Below are 13,042 nucleotides of genomic sequence, written 5' to 3'. Positions count from 1 at the left end.
AATAAATACGTGTAGAAATTATACCAAGAATTTATCGTTTATCAATAAAAATATATTAAATTATAGATATTAATTATTATTTCATAAGCAGCTCTCCAAAGTGATATAACCGCTGATAACTGAGGAGAGCCAATAATAGGTCTAAATAGTATTTCAATTGAACATAAATGAGCTATTTGACACTAAATTAAGTTTTTCATCTAAAAGACTTAAATTTTTAGGCACAATGATAAATTGGTAGTTATCATTGTGGAAGTTAACAGGCGCGACGCCTCCTCTAATGTAACGTGCATTATTGCGTTTCTCCACTGTAAATCTATTTTCCGGTCTCTGATCGAAATCAATACAACCAAGCTTTTCAAGGAGCGTCAGCCTTGCAATTGTTTTTGGATCAACTTGGCTAACAGACCAAAATTTTTGGGTGCGAATATGCGGAAAAGGTCTCGTATAACTTCCTTCCCCAGTAACAATAACCAAATCTTGAATGTGTTTATCATCTGGAAAATGCTCTTTAATTAAAGCAAGGGCTCTTTCAAGTTGCTTTCCTTCTAAATGCATTTTTTCTTTATTGGTAAAATAATTCTCTAAATGAGCTTTATTAACTGCTTTTATAATAATCGCTATTTGATTAGAATCTTCTGAAGACTTTACTTCATAAATTAAACTGCCTCCAAATTGGACAAAACCTGAAAGCTTTAATTGAGCATTTTTTCCTTTTACATCCTCTTTATCGAAAAAAACTCTAAGATCAATTGGAAATCCGGGACTACTGGATTGAAAATAAAGTGAAAACTCATTATTCGTCAAATCGCAGAATTGATTTAGCATACTCTTAATCTCATAAAAATCTGTTTGATCTTGAGATGCAATGAAGTCAATGATAGAAAAATTATCACCGGAATTACTTTTCGTACAGGTGATTACATCATTGTGTTCTTCTTGTGGAAAGGGTTTTTCTAATGTTTGTAAATCCTGAATAGGATAGGTCATTTGATTACCCACTTGGACTTTAATATATCTACACCGGATATCATGTAATCCATTCCTGATAATGACGGAATTAACTTCAGGGGAATGTATACCCTCTTCTGTTGGGAATTGAAAATTAGTTTTAGTATTATTAAGAAATTCAGGGTAAGCAACGTCGGTAATAATAAATGTAGATTGATTCGTTTCTGCATTAATTTTTTCTTCAAATTTAATGAAATTGTATTTATTTTGTAATAAGGTCAAACGTCTTCTTATTTCTGTTGTCTTAGGGTCCGAAGTTATTAAAGGTTGTGAGGTCCTTAAATCAGTTAACGCCCCATCCTCACTATCGCGGCTGGTTGATTCGCCTATGCTAAATCCACCCTCAGTTAATTCCATTACCTGATTGATTCTGCTTTTAACTTCAGTTATCGCCGAAGTATAGTCTTCGCCAATCATAGAAATAAGTTCGAGAATTGATTTCATAAATTTTTTACCTCTTGTTTTTTAAAAAATTAAAATTGATCAGCAATAAAGCAATTAAATAAAATATATTCCTGTGTTCGTTCCAATCATCTAATGAATAAGTAAAACATATAAGACCAGGTATCTTACTCAAAATTAGTTAATATGGAAAATAAAATAACAAATTCGTGTTCTTTGTCAGGAGCAAGAAAAAAGAAAACTCAAGTTGGGAAATAATTTCATTTACAAAAAATCAGAACAGTACTGGATGATATCTGGATGAATCTTTTCATGCGAAATAATAATGCAAAATCAAAGTCCATTGGGATTTTACCCAATAAGCTAAGACATATAGGGCTGGGTATCTTGACTAAAATCAGTTAATATGGAGCATTAAATAACAAATTCGTGTTCCTCTATGGCTGATCAAGAAAAAGAAACTCATTTTGGTTACTCCACTGTTGCCTGGGATGAGAAAGAAAAGAAAGTAGCGGAAGTTTTTCATTCCGTCGCAAAAAGTTATGATGTGATGAATGATTTAATGTCTTTAGGTATTCACCATTTGTGGAAACGCTATACCGTAGAGCTTAGCCAAGTGCGTCCCGGTCAGTTTGTTTTAGATTTAGCAGGAGGCAGTGGGGATTTAACCCGTTTGTTATGCAAAAAAGTCGGAGATTTAGGCCGTGTTGTTCTAGCGGATATTAATTCAGCCATGCTGAATGTAGGACGTAATCGCCTATTGGATGAAGGCTTATATAAAAATATTGATTATGTACAAGGGAATGCCCAATGTCTTCCTTTTGCTGATAATAGTTTTCATTGCATTACTATGGGATTTGGCTTAAGGAATGTGACGGATAAGGAAGAGGCGCTTCGTTCGATGTATCGTGTATGCAAGCCCGGTGGGAAATTAATGATTCTTGAATTCTCAACCCCCACATTTCCTGGCTTAAAGCCTATTTATGACTGGTATTCGTTTAATATTTTACCTAAAATAGGTGGGTTTATTGCGCAAGACAAAGCCAGTTATCAATACCTTGCTGAATCCATACGCATGCACCCGAATCAAACCAAACTAAAAGAAATGATCGAGCATGCGGGATTTGAAGATTGCCATTATGATAATCTTAGCGGCGGCATAGTTGCCTTGCACATTGCCTATAAATATTGAGTTCATTATGTTAAAAAAATATTCTCTAAAGGCCCTCCAAATAGCCATTAACAAAGCCGCCAGACTGGATGAACAGATGCCAGCCAAACTGAAAGCGCTTGATAATAAAGCTCTTGAAATGATTATAAGTCCTTTAAATGTTAATTTTTTCATCCTTTTTAAAGACGGTGAAATCATCTTGCTGGATAGCTACGAGAGAAAAGCAGACACAATCATCCATAGCAATCCTTTAGGTTTAATTCGGCTTAGTTTATTACCTGCATCCAAGGCACGCTCTTTATTTAATGATAAAATCCGCATGACTGGCGATACAGAATTAGGGCAACACGTAAAAAAACTGTTTGATGAAATGGATATCGATTGGGAAGGACATCTGGCTCATTTTACCGGTGATGTAGTTGCTCATCAGATAGGTTCTTTTGTACGTAAAGGATTGGCATTCAAAAAGAGATTGGATGATTCCATGCGCCAGAATATGTCTGAATACTTGCAAGAAGAATTGCGTCTGTTTCCTACAAAATATGAGCTGGAAGATTTTTTTGTTGAAGTCGATGAGTTATCCTTAACTGTTGAGCGCTTGCAAGCCCATATAAATCAACTAATAAGCCGCTATGAAATCCATTAAAAAACTCATTCGCCTTATCCATATCAATCATGTTCTGGCTAAAAACGGGCTAGATAATGTAGTTGTTTCATTAAGGTTATTTGCGCCTCTGCGTTTTATTGTTTATTTAAATCCCTGGAACTGGTTTCGTAAAGAACAGTTAACCCATGGTGAAGCACTTCGTAAATCATTGGAAAAGCTTGGTCCTATTTTTATTAAATTCGGTCAGGCCCTTTCTACACGTCCCGATATTTTACCCTTGGATATTGCGATTGAACTGAGCAAATTACAAGACAAAGTTCCTCCATTCTCCAGTGAACTCGCAATGGCTATTATTGAACAAGCCTATGGTTTATCTCCTTATGAAGTTTTTGCTGAATTTGATTCAATCCCATTGGCATCGGCCTCTATGGCTCAAGTGCATGCGGCAACCTTGAAGACAGGCGAGGAAGTGATTGTCAAAGTACTTAGGCCCAAGATGCGACGCATCATTGAGCAAGATTTAAGTATTATGCATACTATTGCAAAATGGGCGGATCGATATTGGCCTGAGATTAGGCGTTTAAAACCCAGGGAAATTGTAACCGAATTTGAACATACCCTAATTGATGAACTCGACTTGTTGAGAGAGGCAGCCAATGCTGCTCAGTTAAGGCGTAACTTTGAGCATTCCCCCATACTGTATATTCCAGAAGTATATTGGGACTATTCACATTCCAACGTCATGGTACTCGAACGAATCCATGGCATACCAGTATCTGACCTATCGAGTTTGCAAGCTCATGGGATTGATATAAAAAAACTTGCTGAGCGCGGCGTAGAAATTTTCTTTACACAAGTATTTCGTGATTGTTTTTTTCATGCAGACATGCATCCAGGAAATATTTTTGTTTCTTATAAAAATCCCAAAGAACCGCAATATATCTGCATTGACTTTGGGATTATGGGTACACTAAACGATAATGACAAACGATATTTAGCTGAAAATCTCTTGGCTTTTTTTAATCGTGATTACCGACGTGTAGCCGAATTACATGTTGAGTCAGGTTGGGTTGCCCGCGATACCCGTGTTGATGAATTTGAAAGCAGTATCCGTACAGTATGTGAGCCTATTTTTGAACGACCTTTAAAAGATATTTCATTTGCCCAAGTGGTATTGCGTCTTTTTCAGGTTGCGCGACGCTTTCATATGGAAGTTCAACCACAATTGATTTTATTGCAAAAAACACTGCTTGCTGTAGAAGGCTTAGGACGCCAACTCTACCCCGATTTGGATTTATGGGCCACTGCCAAACCTTTTCTTGAAAAGTGGGTAAGGGATCAAATCGGCCCCAAGGCATTCATTACTCAATTAAAAAAGAATCTACCTTTTTTTGCTGAACAATTACCGCATATGCCTAAACTGCTCTTTGATTTTCTAGAGCTTAAGAAAGAAGAATTAATAATAAATAAAGAGCGTGCTAATGCGCAGCCAGAAAATGAAAAATTAGCAGTACACTGGAATAGCGTTGCAACGGGCGCAGGACTTTCTTTTCTTTTAGTAAGCCTGCTCGACTATTTGCATTTTATTCACAATAAACAGCTCGCTCCACTTGCTCTTACAGGAGCTATTTTGACGGGTCTGTTTGTTCTTTTTAACCGTAGTGCGAGGAACTAACATGGGACTAAGCGGCATCAGCCCTCTTTCATTATTATTAATTCTGGTTATTATTATTGCTCTTTTTGGTACTTCCAAATTAAAAACTATAGGCACGGATCTTGGCGAAGCGATTAGAAATTTCCGCAAGGCCTTAAATGAAGAACAAACAAATGAGCCGCCAAAAGAGGATAATAAATCCTCATGAGCGGTGGTGAACTTCTTATTATTTTTATTGTTGCCCTCATTGTATTTGGACCTAAGAAACTCCCCATGCTGGCCACACATTTAGGGTTATTAATAAGAAAACTGAACCAACTCAGAGCCCAGGCTGGGATACTCTGGCAACAGCAACTTAATGCTTTACAGTTGCAAGAAAATCAGCGTAAGGCAAAAGAAGCGGATGAACAATATAAAAAAGAAGAACAGACTCCATAGTTTTACTGGAGTTTAGATCACATAAATATCGCCACTACTACGTCCCGCGACGGGATCCTGTTAATTGCCTACTCTCCAGATCTCGCACAAGCCGCGGACGCAGGATAAACGATAAGCAAAAACTGATGATCCCTCATGGTTATCATTAGCTCATCTTATACATTTTAGAATATTTTTGAAGTAGGTTTAGACTCATGGCTGTTCATGAAATAAAGCAATTAATTCTTTACTGGAAGAACATCCTAACGACTCCATTAATTTAGCAATCATCCCTTCGACTGTCCTGTAAGAAACATGAGTTTCACGCGCAATTTCTTTAGCTGTTTTGCCTTGTGCCAACAACTTGAGGTATATGGCTTGTTGTTCAGATAACTCAACCTTTGTATGGGATTCTTTATGGTATAAGGTGAAATCTTTTTTCTCCAAAATTGATTTTAGGTTTTTTTGGGGTAGCATTTCTTCATTCCCCACCACAGCCTTCACAATACCACGCGTATGCTCCTCTAATTTTCCATCATCACCCTGAATAATTAGTGTAGCAACCTCTTTATATAAATTATCTCGCTCATCATGTAGTTGATCAAAAAAATCGCTCAAACTTGATATAGGCAATAAACTTGTAGTATTTCGAGCAGTACGATCGATTTGGACCGGAGTACTCACATCCAAAAATATAGTCATTTCATCTCGTAATAATTGACGATTTTTTAATGACAAAACAACGCTAGAATCAGTTGTCACAACGATATGCTCTTGGGTACAAAGGGAAGTTAATATATCAAACTGACATTCATAAAAAGCTGCACTCCCAGGGTCTCCAAGTATTTCCGACACATGTCGTCCAACATGGAACTCTAACCCCAAATCCGCATCGACAAATCGCCACCCTAATGATTGAGCCACAGACTTTGCTAATAATCCTTTACCAGCACCATGATGCCCAACAATAAAAATTCTTTGCGGTTGATTCATTCTAGCTATCTCCTCAATCCAAATTACACAATAATTATACAAATAGAGCTTAAGATGCATCAATACGTAGAACTACGTGTATATAGGTACGGGCTTATTATTTTAATCTAACAGAAAAATTAATTTTGGGAAAAATAGCGGTATTTTTCTCTTACAAGAATTAACTTAAGAAGATACTCATTGCTAATAGTCCTGTAGCATTAAGTTGCCTTACTTCCCACCTTATCCTCGGCCTCTAAATCCCGCAACATCACTGGATCCCGCGAGCAAGTCGTGGAAGCAGGGGAGAAAGGCGAGAGTCCTTAATGGCGTGGCTCTTTTTTACTCACTTAGTCTTTTTTAGCATGCCTGTCTGGGGCTATATCAGTGTTATTTTTATGGAGTGTTGGCGTATTGCATATTCGCTGATGCGTGCAATCATTGCCGGATTTTTTCGATTAAAATACAATTGCCGGATCCTCTCTTGGGTATCGTCATGCACAAATAGAAATAAATTGAGGCTGAGAGAAACTCCGGAAAAATGGGGTATAAGTTTACTCTATTCTTGTTCCGCTAATTTCCTTAAATGCTCGTCCGATAAGCGAAATTGCAGCAAATCGGTACGCGGATATGCCCCTATACATTCAAAAAATTCAATGGCTTTTTTATTCCAGGTAAATGCATGTCCTTCCATTCGACAACACTCCTTTTCAATCGCCAGGCGTGCAAGATGAGCTAATAAGCTAGTGCCCAAACCAAAATTACGATAGGGTTCATCGACAAAGAGATCTTCAATATACAAAATAGGTGCTCCTGCCGAGGCAGAGTACGAGAAAAAGTACAAGGCGTAACCCGCTGGTTTTTTCTTAGATTCAGCTAATAAAATATGAAAATATTTATTTCGACCAAAGCCATGGGATTCAATTTTTTCCAAAGTTAAATTTATCTCTTCAGGTTTTTTTCTTTCAGCTTCAGCCAGCTTCTTTATTAAATCCAGGATTTCCTCTTTATCGTTTTTCTTAGCAATTCGAAAAGTAAACTCCATATTACCCCCTGCAATCCAAAAATCTTAATCAAAGCGATTTACTGGTTGATGACAATAAGGTGCTTTATGATGTTTGGCATAATAATCCTGATGGTATTCTTCTGCTGGCCAAAATGTTTGTACTGGCAGAAGACGAGTCGCAACCAGATACCCTCTTTTTTGCAGCATTTGGACTAAGGTTTCTGCTTCTTCTAGTTGTTCCTGATTATAGTAAAATACAGCACTCTGATATTGCTGACCTATATCTGGACCTTGGCCCGACTTTTGTGTGGGATCATGGATTTCAAAAAAACGTTTTAGTACTTGGTGGTAATCCGTCTTAGCTTTATCATAAATAACCCGAACTGCTTCATAATGGCCTGTATTGCCCTGACACACCTGGTCATAACTGGGCTCTGAGGTAACACCACCTGTGTAACCCACTTCAACCCGAAGAACTCCGGAGATTTGCTTTAAAAAATGATCAACCCCCCAAAAACATCCGCCAGCCATTATTGCTTCTTCAGCATCCAATACCTGGCTGTCTGCAACAAAATCAATGGAAGCGGAATTGACGCAATGACGTAAATTCTTTTGTGTAAAATACTCTCCAGTAAAGACATGACCTAAATGAGCATCACAACGCGAACACAGGATTTCCGTACGTTGGCCATCACTATCTGGGAGCTGTTTCACTGCATGAACGATGTTATCATCAAAGCTTGGCCAGCCGCACCCAGAGCTGAATTGGCTTGACCCGCGAAATAAGGCCAAACCACAACGTCTGCATAAATAAGTCCCTTGCGTTATGACAAAATTGTATGCCCCAGTATGAGGATATTCTGTGGCTTTATCACAGATTATCCTTTTTGTTAGAGGAGTTAAACTGGCAGTTTTATCAAGATAATCATCCATAATTTCTACCTATGTTGTCCTTGGCAGATTTTATCTGCTAAATAACCTATCGCTCCTGCATAATAGATGGAATTATTATAATGTAAAATCATCTTATAATTTGGGAAGGTTAGGAAGGTTGGTCCGCCTAATGGTTGAACAATACTCGCTTGCAGATTTTGGAAAGGTAGCAGCTCGCCTCCTTCAGTACGCACGCCCATAGCACTCCATTCACTTACAGGTTTTACAATTTTTTTTCCTTCCATAGCCATATCAAATTTATGAGGTAATTTGACCTGGATTGCCCATGGTTCACCTGTTTGCCATCCATTTTGCTTCATATAATTTGCAATTGAAGCAAAGACATCCGGTTTACTTCTCCAAATATCTTTTCGCCCATCCCCATCATAATCAACAGCGTATTTCACCCAGCTTGAAGGTAAAAATTGTGGTTGGCCTGAAGCGCCTGCCCACTCTCCTTTGAAATCAGCGAGACTCACATGTCCTTCATTCAGGATATGCAAAGCAATGAATAATTCTTTACGGAAAAAATCCTTACGATTAGAGTCATATGCCAACGTAGCTAAAGCTTTCACTACAGGGAAATTACCCATATACGTGCCATAACTCGTTTCCATTCCCCAAAATGAAACGATAAAGCAAGGATTTACTCCGTATTGCTTGGCTACCGCCTCTAATACAGCCTGGTTTTTTTTGAATTCCTTGCGTCCTATGGCAATCCTATAATTATCCACACGCGTATTGCGGTATTTAATAAACGTGAGCCGATGTTCTGGTTGCGAACGTAAAAATCCTTTAATTTGACGACTTGGCTCATGGATTCCTGCAAATGCCTCATCAAAAATTTCTGGTGATATTCCTTGTTGTAATGCTTCTGCCCTAATTCCAGAAACCCAAGCATTCCAATTTTGTTGTGCGAAGGCAACATGATGTACCAGAACGTATGCGATTATCGCAAGTCCCCATTTTTTCATAGCCTTTCCCCCTGATTTTTATTACCTGATTGCCATCTCAATATTTAAAGATAGACCATTTATCATAAAACAAGTAGCCGGCTACAACCCCATGGCCGGTATTTAGTATTTCATTTTACTCAATTCGCAAGTAAACCTGTCATTCCCATAAAGCTGGATCCATTTTAATACTGGCAATGTGCTCAATCACGGATGAATTCCTGTGCCTTCGCAGGAAGACCACATCCACTTTATGCTTTGCTTTTCAGCCCCGCCCAGTTTCTTGAAATAAAATTCAAGACAATTGCTGCATGCCTGGATTTCCTTAAGTTGACGCCATTGCCATCTTCCCCCGCAGGCGGGGAGCCATTTTTACATTGGCAAGGGCGCTCAGTCCAGGATGGAGCCCGCATACGTAGGAATGACAACATCCACTTTTCTGCTTAACTTGACAGCCATGGGGGTTGTAGCCCATGGCTAGGATTATACAGTGAGTATTAAAGCGCTTCCATAAATGTTGTTAAATCTGCCTTCTCTTCTTGAGTTAACTGTAATTGCAATACCAAGTTAAAAAACTCTACAGTATCTGCCAGAGTTAATAAACGGCCATCATGTAGGTAAGGTGGAGAATCTTTAATTCCTCTCAAAGGAAATGTTTTTATAGATCCATCACCAACTGCTTTCATGCCATTGATCATTTGTGGTTGATAGAATCGTTCGGTTTGTAAATTATGCATGGAGTTGTCAGTATAGTAAGGAGGAGTATGACAACCAGAGCATTTTGCCTTGCCAAAAAACAGCTCCTGTCCACGTAACTCCGCTGGACTCGCTTTAGCTGGATCCAATTTTCCTTCCCAGGTTAATTTAGGCGCTGGAGGAAAATCAAGAATAGACTGAAACTCAGACATGAAGTGAACTTGGCTGCCACGCTCCAAAATATTGACCCCTTTTTTGGTCGCAATCACAGGATCACCATCAAAATAGGCTGCTCTTTGTTCAAATTCAGTAAAATCCTCCACTGTTTTTAATGCACGCTGAGATCCAAATAATCTTTGGATATTTAAACCGCGCAATGTTGGGGTATTGATACGATGGCGAAACTCCTGGGGCCTAATATCACCCACCAAATGTGTTGCTTTATTCGTGTGGCCGTTCGCGTGACAATCAAAACAAGCAACTCCACGACTGGGTCTTATCGTACGCCGGTCTTCAGTTTGGTTAAATTGTTGTTGTGGAAATGGAGTGACTAACAGACGCAAACCTTCCAGTTGTTTGGGATTCAATAGACCGTTAAACAATTCATAATAATTTTCAATGGTTACCAGTTTACCTTGGGAAACGTCTCCAAGATCAGGTCGGGTAACTAAATAGATCGGTGCTGGATGAGGTGGTAAAAAATGATCAGGAATATCAAAATCCAAATCAAATCGTGTCAGATCCCTGTCTTCTTGTTTTTTAATTTCATTTATAGAAAACTTGGGAAATAACATTCCTCCTTCAGGATGATTAGGATGGGGTAACGGTAAGAAGCCCTGAGGAAAAAGGCCTTTGTTCTTAATCTCCTCAGGACTCATTTTGGCAAGCTGGTCCCATGTTGCGCCCTCAGGCAACTTCACTCGAACCCCTTCTTGCACAGGTTTGCCATTCGACATCTTTGCCGTTTGAGAGGGTTTATTACTTAAATCATAACGTTGTTTTAAGAGTTCTTGCTGCCTTTCATTGATTGCTTGTTTCTCGCTGCTCATACGCTGCAAAATACTCGCAAAAGTCTCATGAATCACTACGGGTAAATAACTTGAAGGGACTGAAGCACTAGAAGAAGTATTAGTAGAATTAGCTTGTGGCGGAACCGAATCAGCAGCAAAAGCAAAAGAACAAATGCCTGATGTTAAGGCCATCACTCCCAAAGATTTTTTTAACATACTCAAATCCATTTAAATGAAAAGAATTTTTTCATCATAAAATACTTATAAATTCAGTGCAATAGAATCAAAACTCCATATATTTATAACCTAGAGGCAACGCAGTAAAATAAATTTTTAAGTCTGCTTAGTGTCTGTTGACAATTCGCTAGATTAAGCCAAAATGCTGTGATTTTAGAATTTATAATATGCTTTAAAACCCCAAATCCTATTTATGAAACCAAATCATCTGTTAAAAATTATTCTAGCCAGCGCCTCTCCAAGACGCTTGCACATCTTGCAAGAGCACGGTTTGTCTGCTGTAGTTATGCCTGCCAACATTGAAGAAATACAACAAAAAGACGAAGAAGCTAAAATATATGTCACTCGACTTGCCAAAGAAAAAGCTCAAACTATTTTGGCGCAGGTTGAAATGGGTACAGCGGACATCATTCTGGCAGCAGATACTACTGTGGCCTACCTGGAACATATTTTAGAAAAGCCCCGCGACCACCAAGATGCATATAGGATGTTAAGCATGCTAAGTGGCAATTCTCATGAGGTTTATACAGGCTATGCTTTAATTTTTCTGCCAGAACAACAATGGTGGGTTGATTGTGTGGCCAGCAGCATTACGTTTCACACGCTTTCAGAGCAACAAATACAAAATTATATTGATACAGGAGATCCTTTTGATAAGGCTGGAGGATATGGCATCCAAAATGTATACGATGCATTTATAAAAGAAATAAAAGGCTCCTATTACAATGTTATGGGTTTGCCCATTGAAGAAATTATGAAAAAAATTTCTCTCAGATACTCTGAATCAATTTAATTTATATGTTGAGAGCGTACTTGGTTTTTTCCAGCTTTTTTCGCTTCATATAATGTTTTATCAGCTGCTGAAATCACTTCATCCACATCATTATCATAAAATGGAGAAACGCTGACTATTCCTATACTAATTGTAGTTTCACCCTTTTTTGTTTGTTTTTTAAATTTATTTTGCAACTTATTACACACTAAAATGGCATCATCAAGCGAAGTATTCGTCAAAATCGCTGCAAATTCATCGCCGCCAATACGAAATGCATTATCATCGGTTTTTGCAGAATTTTTGATGGCAGACGCTAATTGTTTCAAAAATAAGTCGCCGGAAGGATGACCATAATTATCATTAATATTCTTGAAATCATCTACATCGATTAGTACTAAATTAAGAGGATGTTTGTTTCTTTTTGCGTGCCGGAATTCGTCATGAAGCCGTTTATCAAAATAGCGGCGATTATAAAGGCCTGTTAATCCATCAGTAATTGAAACTCTGTGGACCTTTTGTAAAGCATTGTCTTTTTCTTTGCTCAGTTGAAGGGTTTCTTGTAATAACTTCGACGGGAATTTGGCTGTAATTATTAGCATCGTTACAAAAAGGATAAACATAATTGCTAAAATGATTCGATCCAGCTCACCCAGCCAAAAATTATAAACGATTAAAGGCAAAAACATGGGTAATAAATAAGCATAATAAGCGGGTAGATATACGGAAAGTGACGCCAGAGCCCCTGATGCCATGCCTCCTAAAGCCAGAGTAATAACATTTTGATGCATTTCAGAGAAATGAGGATAAAAAAGAATATAACAGGATCCCCACAAAGCACCTGTTAAAAATGTCAGAAATAAAAAACGGTTTTTTGTAGCTTCCTTTTTGACAATGTAATCGCTACTGGCAATACTTTTTTTACTATTAATCCAACGAGTAAAGCATAACATGATCATAGCAAGATACCATATAGCCACAGGCATTATGGATGCATGACGGTACAATAAATATCCCGCTATCACGGTAGAAACTAAAACATTGAAAGGAATTGCTTTAAGGGAACTCTCGAGAAGCAATAAAAAACATTCATCCTGTAATTGAAAAATCGACTTCCTCGTCATTTTATTCTCCGTCATTTAAATTTTAAAATTAAAATTCAAATTAAGAAGCAAAAAAAAGCGTGAATCTGAAATTACGT

13 protein-coding genes are annotated in these 13,042 nt (G+C 38.0%); 6 read left to right on the top strand and 7 right to left on the bottom strand.

Annotated elements, in window-relative coordinates; genetic code table 11:
* Positions 1-153: 153 nt before the first annotated feature.
* The gene (locus FOLKNPGA_RS00445) at positions 154-1,368 is read right to left on the bottom strand and encodes a hypothetical protein (protein WP_182351244.1); all 1,215 of its coding nucleotides are present in this window, start codon (positions 1,366-1,368) and stop codon (positions 154-156) included.
* A 484-nt stretch (positions 1,369-1,852) separates the two neighbouring features.
* Between FOLKNPGA_RS00445 and ubiE the strand changes: the two genes are divergently transcribed.
* Genes ubiE through FOLKNPGA_RS00420 form a run of 5 tightly spaced genes read left to right on the top strand, consistent with a single transcriptional unit; the run spans position 1,853 to position 5,283 of the window.
* A complete protein-coding gene (gene ubiE, locus FOLKNPGA_RS00440; RefSeq protein ID WP_182351243.1) occupies positions 1,853-2,605 on the top strand; it encodes a bifunctional demethylmenaquinone methyltransferase/2-methoxy-6-polyprenyl-1,4-benzoquinol methylase UbiE in 753 nt (250 codons plus the stop codon).
* A gap of 7 nt (positions 2,606-2,612) precedes the next feature.
* Positions 2,613-3,230 carry an SCP2 domain-containing protein gene (locus tag FOLKNPGA_RS00435; protein WP_182351242.1) on the top strand — a complete coding sequence of 206 codons (618 nt, stop codon included), beginning with the start codon at positions 2,613-2,615 and terminating at the stop codon, positions 3,228-3,230.
* The gene (gene ubiB, locus FOLKNPGA_RS00430) at positions 3,217-4,866 is read left to right on the top strand and encodes a ubiquinone biosynthesis regulatory protein kinase UbiB (RefSeq protein ID WP_182351241.1); all 1,650 of its coding nucleotides are present in this window, start codon (positions 3,217-3,219) and stop codon (positions 4,864-4,866) included. The genes FOLKNPGA_RS00435 and ubiB overlap by 14 nt, the downstream gene beginning before the upstream one ends.
* A 1-nt stretch (position 4,867) precedes the next feature.
* Complete coding sequence (tatA, locus tag FOLKNPGA_RS00425; protein WP_182351240.1) at positions 4,868-5,053, top strand: twin-arginine translocase TatA/TatE family subunit; 186 nt, start codon at positions 4,868-4,870, stop codon at positions 5,051-5,053.
* Positions 5,050-5,283: a twin-arginine translocase TatA/TatE family subunit gene (locus FOLKNPGA_RS00420; RefSeq protein WP_182351239.1), complete on the top strand. Its 234-nt coding sequence runs from the start codon at positions 5,050-5,052 to the stop codon at positions 5,281-5,283. Before tatA ends, FOLKNPGA_RS00420 begins: the two co-directional genes overlap by 4 nt.
* Positions 5,284-5,475: 192 nt before the next feature.
* On the opposite strand, the gene FOLKNPGA_RS00415 is transcribed toward FOLKNPGA_RS00420, so the two are convergent.
* The 5 genes from FOLKNPGA_RS00415 to FOLKNPGA_RS00395 form a co-directional block, all read right to left on the bottom strand.
* Positions 5,476-6,255: a shikimate kinase gene (locus FOLKNPGA_RS00415; protein WP_182351238.1), complete on the bottom strand. Its 780-nt coding sequence runs from the start codon at positions 6,253-6,255 to the stop codon at positions 5,476-5,478.
* A 538-nt stretch (positions 6,256-6,793) separates the two neighbouring features.
* A complete protein-coding gene (locus tag FOLKNPGA_RS00410) occupies positions 6,794-7,279 on the bottom strand; it encodes a GNAT family N-acetyltransferase (protein ID WP_182351237.1) in 486 nt (161 codons plus the stop codon).
* 24 nt (positions 7,280-7,303) lie between these two features.
* Positions 7,304-8,173: a bifunctional methionine sulfoxide reductase B/A protein gene (locus FOLKNPGA_RS00405; protein WP_182351236.1), complete on the bottom strand. Its 870-nt coding sequence runs from the start codon at positions 8,171-8,173 to the stop codon at positions 7,304-7,306.
* A gap of 5 nt (positions 8,174-8,178) precedes the next feature.
* On the bottom strand, positions 8,179-9,147 hold the full coding sequence (locus tag FOLKNPGA_RS00400; protein WP_182351235.1) for a lytic transglycosylase domain-containing protein: 969 nt from the start codon (positions 9,145-9,147) through the stop codon (positions 8,179-8,181).
* A gap of 476 nt (positions 9,148-9,623) precedes the next feature.
* A complete protein-coding gene (locus FOLKNPGA_RS00395; RefSeq protein ID WP_182351234.1) occupies positions 9,624-11,048 on the bottom strand; it encodes a cytochrome B6 in 1,425 nt (474 codons plus the stop codon).
* Between the two features lie 214 nt (positions 11,049-11,262).
* Between FOLKNPGA_RS00395 and FOLKNPGA_RS00390 the strand changes: the two genes are divergently transcribed.
* On the top strand, positions 11,263-11,862 hold the full coding sequence (locus FOLKNPGA_RS00390) for a nucleoside triphosphate pyrophosphatase (RefSeq protein ID WP_182351233.1): 600 nt from the start codon (positions 11,263-11,265) through the stop codon (positions 11,860-11,862).
* On the opposite strand, the gene FOLKNPGA_RS00385 is transcribed toward FOLKNPGA_RS00390, so the two are convergent.
* Complete coding sequence (locus tag FOLKNPGA_RS00385) at positions 11,859-12,965, bottom strand: GGDEF domain-containing protein (RefSeq protein ID WP_182351232.1); 1,107 nt, start codon at positions 12,963-12,965, stop codon at positions 11,859-11,861. The genes FOLKNPGA_RS00390 and FOLKNPGA_RS00385 overlap by 4 nt on opposite strands.
* Positions 12,966-13,042 lie beyond the last annotated feature (77 nt).

The organism is Legionella sp. PC1000 (assembly GCF_014109805.1).
GTDB lineage: Bacteria > Pseudomonadota > Gammaproteobacteria > Legionellales > Legionellaceae > Legionella > Legionella resiliens.
The sequence above is the reverse complement of the archived record's forward strand: the minus strand, read 5'-3'. Positions and strand labels throughout refer to the sequence as shown.